21 protein-coding genes are annotated in these 16,753 nt (G+C 63.3%); 11 read left to right on the forward strand and 10 right to left on the reverse strand.

Translation table 11 applies throughout. The features are described 5' to 3' along the window. Window positions 1–103 precede the first annotated feature (103 nt). Both FJW10_RS07345 and FJW10_RS07350 read left to right on the forward strand, forming a co-directional pair. Window positions 104–574, forward strand: a complete 471-nt coding sequence (locus FJW10_RS07345) for a MaoC family dehydratase (protein WP_140899495.1) — start codon at window positions 104–106, stop codon at window positions 572–574. Continuing rightward, window positions 571–1,041, forward strand: a complete 471-nt coding sequence (locus tag FJW10_RS07350; protein WP_040996866.1) for a MaoC family dehydratase — start codon at window positions 571–573, stop codon at window positions 1,039–1,041. Before FJW10_RS07345 ends, FJW10_RS07350 begins: the two co-directional genes overlap by 4 nt. Before the next feature lie 52 nt (window positions 1,042–1,093). Here FJW10_RS07350 and FJW10_RS07355 read toward each other — a convergent pair whose 3' ends face one another. From FJW10_RS07355 to petA, 4 genes are all read right to left on the reverse strand, one after another. After that, complete coding sequence (locus FJW10_RS07355; protein WP_140827899.1) at window positions 1,094–1,639, reverse strand: adenine phosphoribosyltransferase; 546 nt, start codon at window positions 1,637–1,639, stop codon at window positions 1,094–1,096. 97 nt (window positions 1,640–1,736) lie between these two features. Then, window positions 1,737–2,591 (reverse strand): cytochrome c1, encoded by an 855-nt coding sequence (locus FJW10_RS07360; RefSeq protein ID WP_140899497.1) that lies wholly within the window; start codon window positions 2,589–2,591, stop codon window positions 1,737–1,739. Window positions 2,592–2,612: 21 nt separating this feature from the next. Continuing rightward, window positions 2,613–3,914 carry a cytochrome b N-terminal domain-containing protein gene (locus FJW10_RS07365; protein WP_140899499.1) on the reverse strand — a complete coding sequence of 434 codons (1,302 nt, stop codon included), beginning with the start codon at window positions 3,912–3,914 and terminating at the stop codon, window positions 2,613–2,615. A gap of 16 nt (window positions 3,915–3,930) precedes the next feature. Next, window positions 3,931–4,491: a ubiquinol-cytochrome c reductase iron-sulfur subunit gene (petA, locus tag FJW10_RS07370; protein WP_112099424.1), complete on the reverse strand. Its 561-nt coding sequence runs from the start codon at window positions 4,489–4,491 to the stop codon at window positions 3,931–3,933. 312 nt (window positions 4,492–4,803) lie between these two features. Here petA and FJW10_RS07375 point away from each other — a divergent pair, with 312 nt between their 5' ends. Beyond that, window positions 4,804–5,148 (forward strand): cupin domain-containing protein, encoded by a 345-nt coding sequence (locus FJW10_RS07375; protein WP_140829472.1) that lies wholly within the window; start codon window positions 4,804–4,806, stop codon window positions 5,146–5,148. 81 nt (window positions 5,149–5,229) lie between these two features. Beyond that, window positions 5,230–6,084: an alpha/beta hydrolase gene (locus FJW10_RS07380; RefSeq protein WP_140899501.1), complete on the forward strand. Its 855-nt coding sequence runs from the start codon at window positions 5,230–5,232 to the stop codon at window positions 6,082–6,084. Here the strand turns inward: FJW10_RS07380 and FJW10_RS07385 are convergent. Genes FJW10_RS07385 through FJW10_RS07405 form a run of 5 tightly spaced genes read right to left on the reverse strand, consistent with a single transcriptional unit; the run spans window position 6,081 to window position 10,843 of the window. Continuing rightward, on the reverse strand, window positions 6,081–6,392 hold the full coding sequence (locus FJW10_RS07385; protein WP_140899503.1) for a DUF6665 family protein: 312 nt from the start codon (window positions 6,390–6,392) through the stop codon (window positions 6,081–6,083). The genes FJW10_RS07380 and FJW10_RS07385 overlap by 4 nt on opposite strands. Window positions 6,393–6,401: 9 nt before the next feature. Then, on the reverse strand, window positions 6,402–8,285 hold the full coding sequence (locus tag FJW10_RS07390; protein ID WP_140899505.1) for an ABC transporter ATP-binding protein: 1,884 nt from the start codon (window positions 8,283–8,285) through the stop codon (window positions 6,402–6,404). Continuing rightward, entirely contained in the window at window positions 8,282–8,479 is a 198-nt protein-coding gene (locus tag FJW10_RS07395) for a hypothetical protein (RefSeq protein ID WP_140899508.1), read from the reverse strand. The genes FJW10_RS07390 and FJW10_RS07395 overlap by 4 nt, the downstream gene beginning before the upstream one ends. 40 nt (window positions 8,480–8,519) lie before the next feature. After that, window positions 8,520–10,400 (reverse strand): ABC transporter ATP-binding protein, encoded by a 1,881-nt coding sequence (locus FJW10_RS07400; protein WP_140899510.1) that lies wholly within the window; start codon window positions 10,398–10,400, stop codon window positions 8,520–8,522. A 26-nt stretch (window positions 10,401–10,426) separates the two neighbouring features. Beyond that, complete coding sequence (locus FJW10_RS07405; RefSeq protein ID WP_246674149.1) at window positions 10,427–10,843, reverse strand: hypothetical protein; 417 nt, start codon at window positions 10,841–10,843, stop codon at window positions 10,427–10,429. A 494-nt stretch (window positions 10,844–11,337) separates the two neighbouring features. Between FJW10_RS07405 and FJW10_RS07410 the strand changes: the two genes are divergently transcribed. Together FJW10_RS07410 and soxR are read left to right on the forward strand one after the other, a co-directional pair. Beyond that, window positions 11,338–11,796, forward strand: a complete 459-nt coding sequence (locus FJW10_RS07410; RefSeq protein WP_140827879.1) for a tRNA (cytidine(34)-2'-O)-methyltransferase — start codon at window positions 11,338–11,340, stop codon at window positions 11,794–11,796. Between the two features lie 148 nt (window positions 11,797–11,944). Then, on the forward strand, window positions 11,945–12,388 hold the full coding sequence (gene soxR / locus FJW10_RS07415; RefSeq protein ID WP_140899512.1) for a redox-sensitive transcriptional activator SoxR: 444 nt from the start codon (window positions 11,945–11,947) through the stop codon (window positions 12,386–12,388). A gap of 181 nt (window positions 12,389–12,569) precedes the next feature. On the opposite strand, the gene FJW10_RS07420 is transcribed toward soxR, so the two are convergent. After that, window positions 12,570–12,827 (reverse strand): hypothetical protein, encoded by a 258-nt coding sequence (locus tag FJW10_RS07420; protein WP_140645749.1) that lies wholly within the window; start codon window positions 12,825–12,827, stop codon window positions 12,570–12,572. 120 nt (window positions 12,828–12,947) lie between these two features. Between FJW10_RS07420 and hemF the strand changes: the two genes are divergently transcribed. The 5 genes from hemF to FJW10_RS07450 all read left to right on the forward strand — a co-directional run bounded on the left by hemF (window position 12,948) and on the right by FJW10_RS07450 (window position 16,731). Next, window positions 12,948–13,862, forward strand: a complete 915-nt coding sequence (gene hemF, locus FJW10_RS07425; protein WP_140827875.1) for an oxygen-dependent coproporphyrinogen oxidase — start codon at window positions 12,948–12,950, stop codon at window positions 13,860–13,862. 259 nt (window positions 13,863–14,121) lie between these two features. Further along, window positions 14,122–14,382, forward strand: a complete 261-nt coding sequence (locus FJW10_RS07435) for a DUF1344 domain-containing protein (RefSeq protein WP_140899514.1) — start codon at window positions 14,122–14,124, stop codon at window positions 14,380–14,382. A gap of 242 nt (window positions 14,383–14,624) precedes the next feature. Further along, entirely contained in the window at window positions 14,625–14,810 is a 186-nt protein-coding gene (locus FJW10_RS07440; protein WP_008877709.1) for a DUF1059 domain-containing protein, read from the forward strand. A 283-nt stretch (window positions 14,811–15,093) separates the two neighbouring features. Continuing rightward, the gene (locus FJW10_RS07445; RefSeq protein ID WP_140899516.1) at window positions 15,094–15,672 is read left to right on the forward strand and encodes a hypothetical protein; all 579 of its coding nucleotides are present in this window, start codon (window positions 15,094–15,096) and stop codon (window positions 15,670–15,672) included. 78 nt (window positions 15,673–15,750) lie between these two features. After that, window positions 15,751–16,731, forward strand: a complete 981-nt coding sequence (locus tag FJW10_RS07450) for a S8 family serine peptidase (RefSeq protein ID WP_140899517.1) — start codon at window positions 15,751–15,753, stop codon at window positions 16,729–16,731. Window positions 16,732–16,753 lie beyond the last annotated feature (22 nt).

The raw sequence follows: 16,753 nt of genomic DNA on the forward strand, positions 1-16,753 counted from the left end.
CGGCGACGGCTGGCTACCAGAAATCACTTGACCAAATCGCCATTGGCCTTCATCCGAGGTGCCCGACCCGCGGGATCGCGCATTCGTCAACCGGATTGTCAGCATGACCGGAAAGACCTGGGCCTATGAGGATTTCGTCGAGGGCGCCTCGCTCGACCTCGGCAGCAAGGACGTGAGTGCCGCCGAAATCGTCGAATTCGCCAGCGAGTTCGACCCGCAGCCGATGCATCTCGATGAGGAAGCCGGCAAGGCGAGCATCCTCGGCGGGCTTTCGGCTTCGGGCTGGCATACCTGCGCGATGTTCATGCGCATGCTGTGCGACGCTTTCCTGCTCGATTCGACCTCTCAAGGCTCGCCCGGCATCGAGCATGTGAAATGGAAGAAGCCGGTGCTGGCCGGCGACAGGCTTACCGGCACGCTCACCATACTTTCCAAGCGCCAGTCGAAATCGAGGCCGCAGCTCGGCTTGATCACCATGCGCAGCGAACTCGTCAACCAGCGCGGCGAAAGCGTCTTCGAGCTGGAGAACACCGGTATGTTCCTCGCGCGTGATGCCGCACGAGGCCTATCATGACTTTGGACGAATTCTTCCTGATCGGCCAGACCGTCACGCTCGGCTCGCACAAATTCGAGGCCGACGAGATCAAGGCGTTCGCCAGGAAATACGATCCGCAAATCTTCCATGTCGACGAGGAGGCGGCGAAGAAAAGCGTGCTTGGCGGGCTCTGCGCTTCGGGCTGGCACACCGCCGCCACCTGGATGAAATACAACCTGGAAAAACGCATGGAGACCGAGGGCGTGCGCTGGACCGGCCCCGGCCCGCAGCCCGAATTCGGCCCCTCGCCCGGCTTCCGCAATTTGAAATGGCTGAAGCCGGTCTATGCCGGCGAGACGGTGACCTTCACGCGCACCGCCTTGGCGCACCGTCCGCTTGCCGGGCGTCCGGGCTGGAACCTTCTCACGCTGCGTTCGGAAGGTTTCGATTCGACCGGCGACAAGGTGATTGAGTTCGATAGCGCCGTTCTGGTGAAGGTGGAATAGCGAGTAGTGAGTAGTGAGTAGTGACTACTCACTACTCGCTATTCACTACTTCCTAATGCCCCTCGAACCCGATCAACGTTCTCACCGGCACGCCGAGCGCTTCCAGCTTCTTGCGCCCGCCGAGGTCCGGCAGGTCGATGACGAAGCAGGCCGCGACGATGTCGGCGCCGATTTGCCGCAGCAGCTTCACCGCGGCTTCCGCCGTGCCGCCGGTGGCGATCAGGTCGTCGACGACGATCACCTTCTCGCCCGGCGAGACGCCGTCCTTGTGCATCTCCATCTCGTCCAGCCCGTATTCGAGGCTGTAGGCCACGCGCACCGTCTCATAAGGCAGCTTGCCTTTCTTGCGGATCGGCACGAAGCCCGCCGAAAGCTGGTGCGCCACCGCGCCGCCCAGGATGAAGCCGCGCGCCTCGATGCCGGCGATCTTGTCGATCTTCAGCCCGGCATAGGGATGGACCAGCTCGTCGATGGCGCGGCGAAAGGCGCGCGCGTCACCCAGTAGCGTGGTGATGTCGCGAAACAAGATGCCGGGCCTGGGATAATCCGGAATGGTGCGGATGGCCGCAAGCAGCGTATCTTCGAGCGAGGATTTCATGGGCGGTTGATCCGTTGCCGCACAGTTTTGCCGACAAGCGGCCGAAAAGAAAAGGGCGCCATTCGGCGCCCTTGCATTTTTCTGGAAGCAAGGCGCCTCAGTGCGCCACGTCGGCCCACACCCTGCGCTTGGTCATGTAGACCAATGCGCCGAAGAGCAGCAGGAAGATCATGACGCGGAAACCGGTCTTCTTGCGGTCCTCCAGATGCGGCTCCGCGGCAAACATCAGGAAGGCCGAGACGTCGCGGGCATACTGGTCAACCGTCTGCGGCGAGCCGTCGTCATAGGTCACCTGACCATCCGACAGCGGCTTCGGCATCTTCAGCGACACGCCGGACAGGAAGTACGGATTGTAGTGCGTGCCTTCCGGGATCACCATGCCGGCCGGCGGCGTCTGATCGTAGCCGGTGAGCAGCGAGTGGATGTAGTCCGGGCCGCCCTGCGCGTACTGGGTGAAGATATCGAAGATGAAGCGCGGGAAGCCGCGCTCGACGCCGCGCGCCTTGGCGAGCAGCGACATGTCCGGCGGGGCGGCGCCGCCATTGGCTGAGGCCGCGGCCTGCTCGTTCGGGAACGGCGCCGGGAAGTGGTCCGAGGGCTTTCCGGGACGGTCGAACATGTCGCCGGCGTCGTTCGGGCCGTCATGGATGGTGTATTCGGCGGCCAGCGTCTTGATCTGCGCTTCCGAATAGCCGAGCCCCTCCAGCGTGCGGAAGGCCACCAGGTTCATCGAATGGCAGGCCGAGCAGACTTCCTTGTAGACCTTGAGGCCGCGCTGCAGCTGCGCCTTGTCATAGGTGCCGAACGGACCGGCGAAGCTCCAGCTCATTTCCTTCGGTTCGTTGATCGGGAAATGCGTCGGCGCGGCCGGGTTCTGCTCTTCCTCGGCGATGGCCGCGGTACCCGCAACCACCAGGCCGAGCAGCGCCAGCGAGGTGAGAATCTTCTTCATACCCAAAATCCCCTCAGATCCTCAGCCTTTGGTTTCCGGCGCGGCGGTCGCGCCTGCCGGATGTCCGCTGCCGCCCTTGTTCTTTTCCAGCACCGCCTCGGTGATCGAGTTCGGCAGCCTGCGCGGTGTCTCGATCAGGCCGAGCACCGGCATGATGATCAGGAAGAAGGCGAAGTAGAACAGCGTCGCCATCTGCGCCATGAACACGTAGCTGCCTTCCGCCGGCTGCGAGCCCAGCCATCCGAGCAGGATGGCGTCGGCAACGAACAGCCAGAAGAACAGCTTGTACCACGGACGGTAGACCGCCGAGCGCACCTTGGAGGTGTCGAGCCACGGCACCAGGAACAGCATGGCGATCGCACCGAACATGCACAGCACGCCGCCGAGCTTGGAGTTGATCGGGCCGACGTTGAAGGTGATGGCGCGCAGGATCGCGTAGAACGGCAGGAAGTACCATTCCGGAACGATGTGGGCCGGCGTCTTCAGCGGGTTGGCGACCGTGTAGTTGTCCGGGTGGCCGAGAAAGTTCGGCAGGTAGAAGACGAAATAGGCGAAGACGAACAGGAACACGATCATGCCGAACGCGTCCTTGATGGTGGCGTAGGGCGTGAAGGCGACAGTGTCGGTCTTCGACTTGACCTCGATGCCGGTCGGGTTCGACTGGCCCACGACATGCAGCGCCCAGATGTGCAGCACGACGACGCCGGCAATCATGAACGGCAACAGGTAATGCAGCGCAAAGAAGCGGTTCAGCGTCGGATTGTCGACGGCGAAGCCGCCGAGCAACAGTTCCTGGATCCAGTTCCCGACCAGCGGAATGGCGCTGAAGAAGCCGGTGATGACGGTGGCGCCCCAGAAGCTCATCTGCCCCCAGGGCAGCACGTAGCCCATGAAGCCGGTCGCCATCATCAGGAGGTAGATGATGCAGCCGAGGATCCACAGGAGCTCGCGCGGCGCCTTGTAGGAGCCGTAGAACAGGCCGCGGAAGATGTGGATGTAGACGGCCACGAAGAAGAACGAGGCGCCGTTGGAGTGGAGATAGCGCAAGAGCCATCCCGAATTCACGTCGCGCATGATCTTCTCGACCGAATCGAAGGCGAGATTGGTGTCGGAGGTGTAGTGCATCGCCAGCACGATGCCGGTCAGGATCTGCGCGACCAGCATGATCGACAGGATGCCGCCGAAGGTCCACATGTAGTTGAGGTTGCGCGGCACCGGATAGGCGACGAAGCTGTCATAGATCAGCCGCGGCAGCGGCATGCGGGCGTCGAACCAGCGCTCGATACCGGTCTTGGGCGTATAGGTCGAGTGTCCCTCGCTCATCGAAATATCCCCTGCCTCAACCGATAAGGATCTTGGTATCGGAAATGAACTTGAATACCGGGATCGCCATGTTCTCCGGCGCCGGGCCTTTGCGGATGCGGCCGGCGGTGTCGTACTGCGAACCGTGGCACGGGCAGAACCAGCCGCCGAAATCGCCTTCCTGGCCGAGCGGGATGCAGCCGAGATGGGTGCAGACCTGCACCATCACCATCCAGGCTTCCTTGCCGGGTGTGGTGCGGTTGGCGTCGGTCGCCGGCGCGTCGGAGGGCAGGTTGGCGTTGCGCGCGATCGGGTCCTTCAGATCGGCGAGGTTGACGGCCTCGCCGTCCTTCATTTCCTTTTCGGTGCGGTTTCGCACCACCACCGGCTTGCCGCGCCACTTGACGATCAGCGAAGAGCCGGGCTGAAGCGAGGCGACGTCGACCTCCACCGAGGCCAGCGCCAGCGTCGAGGCGTCGGGGCGCATCTGGTCGATGAACGGCCACGCGACGGCTCCCGCGCCGACAACGGCGGCCATGCCGGTGGCTACATAGAGAAAATCGCGACGGTTGGGATCGTGGATGTCGGTTGCGCTCACGGGTGCCTGATCCTTTCGCCTCTTCCTAACCGGAGGCCGAGCCTTGTCCCCGCTCAATCGCACCTGCCCGACAGCGCATGGCGAACAGGCTAGCGAATTCCTCCGGCATTTGGATTTTCGGTTTATGCGTGCGGCCCGTTTTTGTCCAGTCGGGTGAAGGCACAAGGGCAGATTGTCGCGGGGATGCGCGGCGGCCGTGGCCGGTGCATCCCCGCGCGGCGCCCGGACAGGGTGAAACAGCGGGAAATCCGGGGTGAAACCGGGCCGGTGTTCGCCTCGACATCGGCTCCTGGTCCGGTCTATTGTCCGGCCATGGCGCATGTCATTGAACGCGACAGCTGGGCCGACGCCCCCGACCGCTGGAAAGGCGAGCTGCAATGCGGCCAATTCGGCGCCAATTCCTGCCTGATCTTCAACTACCAGCCGGCGGTGGGCGGCGGCCCGCGCCTGCACAAGCACCCCTATGCGGAAATCTTCGTCATCCGCTCCGGCACCGGCCTGTTCACGATCGGCGACCGCGAAATCGAGGCCACGGCCGGCCAGATCCTGATCGTGCCGCCCGACACGCCGCACAAATTCACCAATCTCGGCCCCGGCCCGCTCGAAAGCACCGACATCCACGAGAACGGCCACTTCATCACCGAGTGGCTGGAATGATTCTTTCGATCGCCGGACTGGGCCTGTCCAAAGCCTGATTGCAGCCTAGTTCCATCGATCTGGCATCGATGGAGACCAAGCATGCGACTGCGCACCGTTGAGGTCGAGGGGCTGGCTATCGCGATCCGGGACGCAGGGCCACCCGATGCGCCCGGCCTTCTGCTGCTGCATGGTTGGCCGCAAAGCTCCCATGCTTTTGAGGCAATCGCCGGCCGGCTGGCCGGCGACCAGCGCGTGGTCGCGCCCGACCTGCCGGGCATCGGCGGTTCACGCGGAGCGCCCGAGACTGGAGAAAAGGCATATCTGGCCAGACTGATGAAGGGCCTGATCGCCGTTTGCGGCTTGCGGCAGGTCATCGTCGCCGGTCATGACGTCGGTGGCCAGATCGTATTCGCGCTGTTGCGCGACATGCCCGAGGAATTATCCGGCGCGGTGATCATGAACGTCGTCGTCCCCGGCGTGGCGCCGTGGGAAAATGTCATCCGCAATCCGCATATCTGGCATTTTGCCTTTCATGCGATCCCGGCTTTGCCGGAGATGCTGGTAAGCGGCCAAGAGCGCGCCTATTTCGATTTCTTCTTCGATATCCTTTCCAAGGAAAAGACCGCGATCCCCGCGGAAGCCAGGGACATCTATGCAAAGGCCTATTCGCGGCCGGAAAGCCTCAAGGCCGGCTTCGACTGGTACCGCGCCTTTGCCGAGGACGCCAAGGCCAATTCCCGCCCATCCGCGATGCCGATCACCACGCCGGTTCTTTATCTCAGGGGTTCGGCCGAATCCGGCGACATCGCCGACTATCTCGACGGCTTGAAGGCAGCAGGCCTGTCCAATGTCGAAGGCGATATCATCCCGGCTAGCGGCCACTTCGTCGCCGACGAGAATCCCGGAGCCCTTGCTGCGCGATTGGAGCGCTTTCGCCAGGAAATCGGCGCCTAGCTGGCGCCGAGCCTGACCAGAACCGCCCGCGGGATGTCGTATTCGCGGATCACCGCATCATGCTTGCGCAGGCCGCAAAGCTCGCGCTGGATGAAGTAGGCGTGGACGGCCGCCGCCGCTTCCCTCAGCAGCCGGTTGCGGTGCTCGCCCTCGCCGCTCTCGCGCAACTTGGCAAGGCTTTCCTCGACACGCCGGCCGGCGCGGCCGAGCGCCGCGGCTTTTTCGGCGAGGATTTCGTGGCCGAGCAGGTCGAGCGCACTTTCCTGCGCGCCTGATCGTCCGAAATTGGTGGGCATGCGTACCGACATGATGCCGTTCTACTCCGCCGGCCGCGCCTCTTCCAGCGCGCTTTGCTCGTTGAACAGGAAGCCGCCGGACTGCCGTTTCCAGAGCCGCGCATAGAGCCCGTCGAGCGCCACCAGTTCGTCATGCGTGCCCTGTTCGACGATGCGGCCGTCGTCGAGCACCACCAGCCGGTCGAGCGCCGCGATCGTCGACAGCCGGTGCGCGATGGCGATCACGGTCTTGCTTTCCATCAGCCTGGTCAGATTCTCCTGGATCGCCGCCTCGATGTCCGAATCGAGCGCCGAGGTCGCCTCGTCGAGGATGAGGATCGGCGCATCCTTGAGGAAGACGCGCGCGATGGCGACGCGCTGCCGCTGACCGCCGGACAGCTTCACGCCGCGCTCGCCGACATAGGCCTCGTAGCCGGCGCGCTCGCGGTTGTCGCGCAGTCCCAGGATGAAGTCATGCGCCTCGGCTTTCATGGCCGCGGCGATAACCTGCGCGTCGGTGGCATTCGGCATGCCGAGCTTGATGTTGTCGCGCAGCGAGCGGTGGAAAAGTGCGGTATCCTGGCTGACGACGCCGATATTGCCGCGCAGCGAGTTCTGCGTGACCCCGGCGATGTCCTGGCCGTCGATCAGGATCTGGCCGCCCTCCAGGTCGTAGAGGCGCAGGATCAGGTTGGCCAAGGTCGTCTTGCCGGCGCCCGACGGGCCGACCAGCCCCACCTTCTCGCCCGGACGCACGACGAGATCGATGCCGTCGAGCACGCCTTGCCCCTTGCCGTAATGAAAGGTGACGTTCCTGACCTCGATGCGGCCGCCGGCGACGACCAGTTCCTTGGCGTCCGGCGCGTCGGTCAGGCCCAACGGCTGCGAAATCAGCGCCTTGGAGTTCTCCAGCACGCCGAGATTTCGCAGGATGCCGTTGAGCTGCATCATCAGCCTTCCAAGCAGCATGTTGAGCCTGAGCACCAGCGACAGCGTGAAGGCAACGGCGCCGACCGTGATCGAGCCTTCGACCCAGAGATAGATGGCAAAGGCTGCGATCGCCGTGATCATGATGCCGGAGAGCATGGTCAGCGCCATGCGCACGCCGGTCAGCCGGCGCGTGAACGGCCGCAGCGCGTCGAGATAGATGCCGAAGCCGTTGCGGATATAGCGGTCGTCGCCGTCGGCCGAAAACAGCTTCAGCGTCTGCACATTGGAATAGGAATCGACGATGCGGCCGGTGATCATCGAGCCGGCCTCGGCCGTCGCCTCTGCATGCTTGCGGATCGCCGGCAGATAGAGTTTCGCCAGCCAGCCGAACGCGGCGATCCAGATCACCACCAGCACCGCCAGCCGCAAATCGAGACCGGCGACCAGCGCCAGCGTGGTGACCGTATAGACGATCATGAACCAGACCACCTCGATGAAGCTTTCCATGAGGTCGCCGGTCGCTTGCCCCGCCTGCCAGACTTTTGTCGCAATGCGGCCGGCGAAATCATTCTGGAAGAAGGCGTAGGACTGGCGCGAGACATGCCGGTGCGCCTGCCAGCGCACCAGATTGTAGAATCCGGGCGTGATCGTCTGTTCGTCGACCAGCGCCGAAAGGCCGACGACGGCGGTGCGGATGATGAGCACGACCGCGCCCATGAACAGCAGCTCCGGCCCAGCGGCAGCCCAAAGCGCGTGCCAGCTGCGTTCGCCGGGCAGCTGGTCGAGGATATCGACCAGCCTTCCGACGAAATAGAACAAGCCGGCTTCGACCAGCGGCGCGATGCCGCCGATGATAAGCATGGCGAAGAAGGCGAGTTTCGCCTGCCCGACATAATGCCACAGGAAGCCGCCGACGCTGGCGGGGGGCCGAAGATTCGCCGGCTCGCGGAACGGATAGACCCAGCGCTCGAACCAGTGATAGACGGCCTTCATCATTCCGCGGCTTCACCTTTCGTCACCAGATCGTCGGCGGCCTGCTTTTCCTCGAGCAGGAACCCGCCCGAGGCGGTGCGAAACTGCCTTATGAAATACCAGTAGAACCGCCAAAGCCCCATTGGCGGCTGCCTGTCTTCGGCCAGCGCCACCGGCGAATAACGGCTTTCGAACCAGGTGAAGATGCGGTCGAGCATTTTTCTCTCATAGACGCCGGAAACTGCAATCCCGATCGCGTTACTCCGCTGCCATCTCGGATTCCGGCGCCTTGGCATCAACCTCGGTTGGCGCGTCATCGAGCAGGAAGCCGCCGGACTGGCGCTGCCAGAGCTGTGCATAGAGCCCGCCCTTGGCGACGAGTTCCTCATGCGAGCCTTCCTCGATGATGCGACCCTTGTCCATGACGACGAGCCGGTCCATCGCCGCGATGGTCGACAGACGGTGCGCGATGGCAATGACGGTCTTGCCCTGCATCAGCTTGTAGAGGTTCTCCTGGATCGCGGCCTCGGCTTCCGAATCGAGCGCCGAGGTCGCCTCGTCGAGGATCAGGATCGGCGCGTCCTTCAGCATGACGCGGGCGATCGCGACGCGCTGGCGCTGGCCGCCGGACAGTTTGACGCCGCGGTCGCCGACATGGGCGTCGAATCCCTTGCGGCCGTTGTGGTCCGAAAGCCCGCCGATGAAATCGAGCGCCTCCGCCCGGCGCGCCGCCTCGGTGAGCATCTCGTCGGTCGCGTCGGGCCGGCCGTAGAGGATGTTCTCCTTCACCGAGCGGTGCAGCAGCGAGGTGTCCTGCGTTACCATGCCGATCTGCGCGCGCAACGAATCCTGCGTCACCGCCGCGATCTCCTGACCGTCGACGAGGATCCTGCCGCTTTCCAGGTCGTAGAAACGCAGCAGCAGATTGACCAGCGTCGACTTGCCGGCGCCCGAGCGGCCGACGATGCCGACCTTCTCGCCGGGCTTCACGGTAAGCGACAGGTTCTCGATGACCCCCTTCTGCTTGCCGTAGTGGAAGCGGATGTCGTCAAAGCGGATCTCGCCCTGGCTGACACTGATGTCCTTGGCGCCCGGCCTGTCCTCGACCAGGCGCGGCAGCGAGATCGACTGGATGCCGTCCTGCACCGTGCCGATATTCTCGAACAGCCCGGACATCTCCCACATGATCCATTGCGACATGCCCCACATTCGCAGGACAAGGCCTATGACCACGGCGACGGCGCCAATCGTCACCGCCTGCCCCAGCCAAAGCCACAGCGAGATTGCCGTGACGGAGAACAGAAGCAGCGAATTCAAAATGTAGAGCAGGCCGTAGAGCACCGTCACCAGCCGCATCGAGCGGTAGACGGTGTCGAGGAAGCTCGCCATGCCTTCCCTGGCGAAGGTTGCCTCGCGCCGCGCATGCGAAAACAGCTTCACCGTCTGGATGTTGGTGTAGCTGTCGACGACGCGGCCGGTCATGGTCGAGCGCGCATTGGCCTGCTCCTCGCCGACCTTGCCGAGCCGTGGAATGAAAAAACGCAAGAGCCCGATATAGCCGACCAGCCAGAGGGCGAGCGGTGCGGCGAGCCGCCAGTCGGCCGAGCCGACGATGAACAACATGCCGAGGAAGTAGACGATGACGTAGTTCAGCACGTCGATCAGCTTGATCACGCATTCGCGCACGGCGAGCGCCGTCTGCATCAGCTTGGTGGCGATGCGGCCGGCGAACTCGTCCTGGTAGAAGGCCATCGACTGCTTGAGCAGATAGCGATGCACCTGCCAGCGGATGCGCATGGGATAATTGCCCATCAGCGTCTGCTGGTTGAGCAGCGAATGCAGCCATACCGTGCCCGGCAGCGCGAACAACACGACGAAAGCCATGCCGGCGAGCTTCCAGATCTCCGTCTGCAGGAAGGTTTCGCGGTTCTGCGCCGACAGCCAGTCGACGATGCGGCCGAGGAAGCCGAACATCCAGACTTCGGTGAAGGCGATCGCCGTCACCAGCATCGCATCGACGATGATGTAGGGCCAGGCGCCGCGCGTGTAATGCACGCAAAACGCGACCAGCGTCTTCGGCGGCTCGACCGGCTCCGCGGCGGGAAACGGATCGAGCCTGTTTTCAAACCAGCGGAACATTCCAGGCACTCGACTTATCTGTGCGCTCACGCGGCGCGGGATTGATGGGCAAGGCTTTGCGGCCGCGCGGCATTGCGGGCCGGCGACACGGAATCATCCGTATCGCCGGTCCTATCCCGTGCAATATAGGGTGTCGCCGGCATTTCACCGACAGGTTCGTTTGACGATCCTGACGGCCCCGAGGTTCCCGACGAAAGGCCGGAGCCTGCCCGGTTCCTGTCGCCCGGCCGGATCAAACGGATGATCCGGCGCACCAGCGTGGGCCGGCTGTGGTCGGGCACCGCGCGCGAGAAATCGACGTCCGGCAGCATGCCGCGATGCGGCCTGCGCCGTTCCTCGGCATGCACCGCCGACGAATAGGTCTCGCCGATCAGCAGCGCCCAAGTAGCCACCTTGCGCTCATGCAGGCTTCTTGACCCCGGTATCTTGTAGGGATCGAACATCGGTCCGTCCTCCATATGCAAATGCGTTAAAAAGGGTGATGCGGCCTCGACCACCGGCATTCGGCCGAAGGCGCGGATCGAATCGGCCGGAACCGGACGACGAGCGTCAGCCTCGACACGACGGCAACCGTCGGTCTTGACACGATGGCAAGCATCGGTCTTGACACGTTCAGCGGGGGCGCGGCGCCCCTTTGGCAATTTGAAAAACATCGCAAGATTCCTTCGAAGGCCGAAAAGTGGGTTCGGCGGGAATCGGTGCGATGAGGACTTAAAGTGTCAGAAGAATCGTCGTACCGAAACCGCCTGCGGGCATATGTGAGCCCCGGAGAGGAGCTGGATGTGCATGGTCATCATGTGTTCCCCTCCATTCGGTTCGGGTTGACGATGGTGGGCATATACTCGACTTCGCAGAAAATGGCCACCCGCCAGTCCAGAAATCGCCAAAAGCCGGAGGTTCCTGTGGCCGATCTGCCACTTATTAGCAGGATGCGGAAATGAACGATCGTCTCCGCATCGCGCTCTACCAGCCGGATATCGCCGGCAATACCGGGACAATCCTGCGCTTCGCCGCCTGCCTGGACATCGGTGTCGATATCATCGAGCCGGCCGGCTTCCCGCTCTCCGACCGGGCGCTGAAACGGGCCGGCATGGATTATCTCGAAATGGCGGCGCTTTCCCGCCATGCCGACTGGCACGCCTTCGAGGAATGGCGGAAGGCGCATGCGCGTCGCCTGGTGCTGCTCACCACCAAGGCCACCAGCGCCTATACGGACTTCGCCTTTGCCGCCGGCGACATTCTGCTGTTCGGCCGCGAATCCGCGGGCGTGACGGAAGAAGTCCACCGGGCGGCCGACGCGCGACTGACCATTCCGATGCGGTCCGGCGCGCGCAGCATCAATGTCGCGCTCTCGGTCGCCATGGTCGCGGGCGAAGCGCTGCGCCAGCTCGGCTAGGACGCGCCGGGTTTCCTCGCTGTCCCGAACCGCCACCCCTTCCGCCGTCATTTTCGTCCAGGCGCACATCGCCTTCTCCTGCATTTGCCCTATCGATTTTTCTTGGCTACAAGCTCAACTTAACTTGAGGTCAAGCGGGAATTTGAAAATGGCTCCGATGCGGGAATTGACGGTCGGCCAGGTGGCCGTGCGCAGCGGCGTGGCGGTATCGGCGCTGCATTTCTACGAGGCGCGCGGGCTGATCCGCAGCCATCGCACTTCGGGCAACCAACGGCGCTACGGCCGCGACGTGCTGCGCCGCGTGGCGATCATCCGCGTCGCCCAGGAAGTCGGCATCTCGCTCGCCGGGATCGCCCAGGCGTTCCAGTCCCTGCCCGAAGAACGCACGCCGACGCTCGAGGACTGGAACGTGCTTTCAACGGCCTGGCGCGACGAACTCGACCAGAAGATCGCCCAGCTCAAGAAATTGCGCGACGGCCTGACCGACTGCATCGGCTGCGGCTGCATGTCGATCGACAAATGTCCGCTAAGGAACAAGGAAGACCGGCTCGCCCGGGAGGGAACAGGTGCGAGGCGGCTGGCGGTGCGCTGACGGTCTGGCGCCACGGTGCATTGAGATTCAGGTCAGGCCGAGCCGGAGTCGAAGACGGGCGCGAAGCGACCAAACTAGGTGACTTCCGAGAACCGGAGCGGAGCGTACTTAAAGTACGTGAGCACCGGAAGCGCAGGAAGCCGCCGTTTGCAGGCCGGCCTCATCTGAATATCAATGCACCTTAATCGGCCGCCGGCAGCCGCCGCATGGTGAACTCGATCACGTCGCCTGGACGTTCGAACCAGCTTTCGATCTCGGTCCAGTAGGCCTGTTTCGGAAAACGCTCGAACCACTCCTTGGCCTTGAGGCGCGCATCCGGGCGCGGCAGCACGAAGGTTTCGCGCAAGAAACCGTCGCGCGGCTGGTTTTCGCGCTCAGCCCGTGAGCGCTCCAGCCTCTTCTTCAAGCCATCCAGCGGCGGTCTTGCCGGGGTGCGCACGAAGGAACTCCTTGCACCTGGATCAGACAGGACTTGACCCTTGTCCTTAAGAGATTAGGGATCGCGCGCAGAAAAAACGAGTCATTTGTCAGGCAAGTGAGCCTGTGACTGGAGACCGAATTGGAAAGACCTGATCTTCCGGTGGGCCTGCCGGCCGATATCGAGCAGAAGAAGATGAAGGCCCGCCTCTGGTTCGAGGCCTTGCGCGAGCGCATCTGCGTCACCTTCGAGCAGATTGAGCAGGAGCTCACCGGCCCGCAAGCATCATGGTCGCCCGGCCATTTCGAGAAGACCCCCTGGGAGCGCGACGAAGGCCGTGGCGGCGGCGGCACCATGTCGATGATGCGCGGTCGCGTCTTCGAGAAGGTCGGCGTTCACACCTCGACCGTCTATGGCGAATTCTCGCCCGAGTTCAGGAGACAGATTCCCGGCGCCGAAGAAGACCCGCGTTTCTGGGCGAGCGGCATCTCGTTGATCGCCCACCCCTGGAACCCCAACGTGCCGGCCGTGCACATGAACACGCGCATGGTCGTCACCACGCGCCAGTGGTTCGGTGGCGGCGCGGATCTGACGCCGGTGCTCGACCGTCGCCGAACCCAGGACGATCCCGACACGATTGCCTTCCATCGCGCCATGCAGTTCGCCTGCGAGAAGAACGCCGCCGTCGCCGACTATCCCAAATTCAAAGCCTGGTGCGACGAGTATTTCTTCCTGCCGCATCGCAACGAGGCGCGCGGCATCGGCGGCATCTTCTTCGACTGGCTGCATTCGGACGAGGACAGGGGCGGCTGGAATGCCGATCTCAATTTCGTCCAGGATGTCGGACGCTCCTTTCTCGTCGTCTATGCCCATCTGGTGCGGGGCAACTTCGACCAGGACTGGACCGACGGCGAGCGTGACGAACAGCTGATCCGGCGCGGCCGCTACGTCGAATTCAACTTGCTTCACGATCGCGGCACCATCTTCGGGCTGAAGACCGGCGGCAATGTCGCCTCGATCCTGTCCAGCCTGCCGCCCGAGGTAAAATGGCCGTAACGATCCGGTGAGCCCCGGCCATGGCCGCATTGCTGTCCCATTCGCCGAATCTTGGCAGGCAATGTGGCAGGGACGATATCTTTTTCGTCTAATATCCTTTTGAAAAAATTGAGCTAATTAAGGCCGACGGGTCGGGAAGCGCCGGCGGTCGAAGGGGAGATCACCTGTCTCCGCCGGCCGTGACCCGACGCGACTTGACGGCCCTGACCAGGAGGGGTGCCCTCCCAAACGGGCGCCCTTGTTTCCAGGAGAGCATGCCATGCGCAAGCTTATCGTGACGGCGGCAACCGCCGCCTTTCTCGCCTCCGGTGGCGCCGCGTTCGCGGCGGTGAAGCACACCACCGGCACCGTCAAGAGCTTTGATGGAACGGCCATGAGCCTTGTTCTGGACGATGGGTCGACATTCAAGCTGTCCAAGGCCTTCAAGGATCCCGGCGTTCAGGCCGGCGAGAAAGTCCGCGTGTCCTGGGACATGAGCGGCAAGAACAAAATCGCCGAGGCCGTCAAGATCATGAAGTAACGACCTTGCTCTGAAGGCCCAGTTCTCAGGCAGCAGGGAAAGGCGGGGCATGGCGCTCCGCCTTTCCTTCCATTCCGGGATTGGGGACTTTCGATGCAACCGAACCGTCCGACACGTGTTATGGTAGTCCGGCAGAGCATCGGAAGAGGCGCGCCGCCGTTTCCCTCCCGGACTGCCAAGAAAAAAATCAAGGGCGGCCGGCCGGCCAAGGTCGAACCACCCGCGCTAGGAAAGGAAGAGTCATGAAGGAATTCCAATGCGGATCGCTGGTTCCCGGCTGTGACTGGCATACGCGCGCCGACGAGGAAGCGGAGGTCATGCGCCGCGCCGTCGAGCATATGCGCGAGACGCATGGCGAGACCGTTATTCGCGAGACCATGATCGAGGCGATCCGCTCGCGCATCCAGAAAGTTCGCGACGCCGCCTGATCGGGCCAGATCGCGGCCTTCCAAACGTCACCGGCCGACAGGCACGATGATGGATCGTTGCTTCCGGCGCATCCCGCCCTTTCGCCGGCGATCCTCCGATCGCCGGCGAAAGCACTGTTTATGCGTAATTCCGGCGAATTCTTATATTCGTAACAGCTTAGATAACCTGGCGGTAACGGTCTGCGTGCGATTCTCCCGCGCATGATCCGGCCAGAGGCGGCTGCCCGAGAAGCCCTTCGCCATCAAGGCGCTGTCCGGAATGGTGGGGCGAGGTTCTTCGCGCATGCGCGAGCGGTCCAACATCCGAGGCGGTCTCTGCACGGCGGTGCTCCTGTCGTGCGCCTTCCTCTTGGCGTCCGCTGCGACCGCGCAGGAATGGACCACCTCGCTCGTCGATATCCATCAGGGTTCTCCGCTCAGCGACCGCGCCAGGGGCCTCGGCAATGGCGGCTATGAGCTGCAGAGCGGAAGCTGGGTCTCCTTCGGCCGTTGGTATCACGCGAGCTGGGTCGACATGCATGTCGACTTCCTCACTCAGATCACGCCCGATACCGGCTTTCTCTGGGGATTTGGCACTGGGGAGCAAGGCGAGAAATACAGCATCGAGCCCAGCCTCAAGCTTGGTTTTCTCACTCAGATCCATCCCAACCCGAACAGCACCCTGTCGCTTTCGGTCACCTCGGTCATCGGCGGCAACCTGACCGAAAAGCCTTGCGAGGCCGACTACGGCGAGTTCGGAACCTACAGCGTCAACTGCCGGCTGGCGGCGGGCGAGACGGCCCCCGAGGAAACGCTGAAGTATCTGGTCAGCGCGAAGCCGGAGAGCATGCATCTCTGGCTGAACTATCGTCTCACTTTCTGATCGGAGGCCGCGAATGAATTCATCTTGTCCCGAAACTCACGATCGTCCGTCCTGGTTCTGTCTGACTGGAGAATGAACATGTCGGTTAAGTCCTTGAAGTTCGGCCTCGCCGCTGCCCTCGCCGTCCTTTCGGCGCCGATGGCATCGGCTCAGGAAGCTCTGAGCCCAGACGAAATGGCTGCGCTCTGCCATGGCGGCGGGTCGATCTGCGTGAGCGCAACGATCCCGGTCGCGCGGACGACGCAAGCCGTGCAGAGCTGGATGAGCCCCGACGTCGGCGCCGCGTGGGCAGCCGGCTACAAGGGTAAGGGCGTCACCATCACGATGGTCGACGACTTCAGCAGTTCGTCGCGCTTTTCCGGCAATTTCGGCATCGGCGTGCAGACCCAGCGGCACGGTGAATGGACGCGCGAGGAGGCTGGCATGATCGCTCCCGCGGCGACCATCCGCTCCAAGGATTTCTCGACGGGCACGGCCGTCCCGCTGGCCGCCGGCCGCAACGTGCTCAACCTCAGCTACGGCATGTACACCACTGCGGGTTACGGCGTGAACCAGATCGGCTGGGCCCCGGAGGAGGCGTCGATCATCTCCTATGCAACCAGAGGCTCTGCGATCGTCTCGAAGGCAGCCGGCAACGACGCGGTCGCTGTCGGTGGGGTCACGGGCGGGCAGCAGGACTACCTCGACCTTGCCCTGATCGGCAAATCGACGGCGATCTTCGTCGGCGCGCTTTCGACCAACGGCAAGACGGCCAACAAGGCTCAGCTAGCCTGGTACTCCGACTATGCCGGCTCCAACCCGCTCGTGCAGAGCCACTTCCTGGTGGTCGGCGTCGAGGGCAACAAAACCGGTCTTTACGGAACTTCGTTCGCCGCGCCGATCATCTCGGGCTACGCCGCGATCATCGGCAGCAAATTCGCCAAGGCGACGCCGGTTCAGATCACCAACGACCTGCTCAACACGGCCCGCACCGACACGCTGGTCAATTACGATCCGTCCATCTACGGCAAAGGCGAGGCAAGCCTCTCGCGCGCCCTGGCTCCCGTGGCGATACGTTGACGGGCGCCGGCGTTCCGGCCGT

The organism is Mesorhizobium sp. B4-1-1, from assembly GCF_006439375.1.
Taxonomy (GTDB): Bacteria; Pseudomonadota; Alphaproteobacteria; order Rhizobiales; family Rhizobiaceae; genus Mesorhizobium.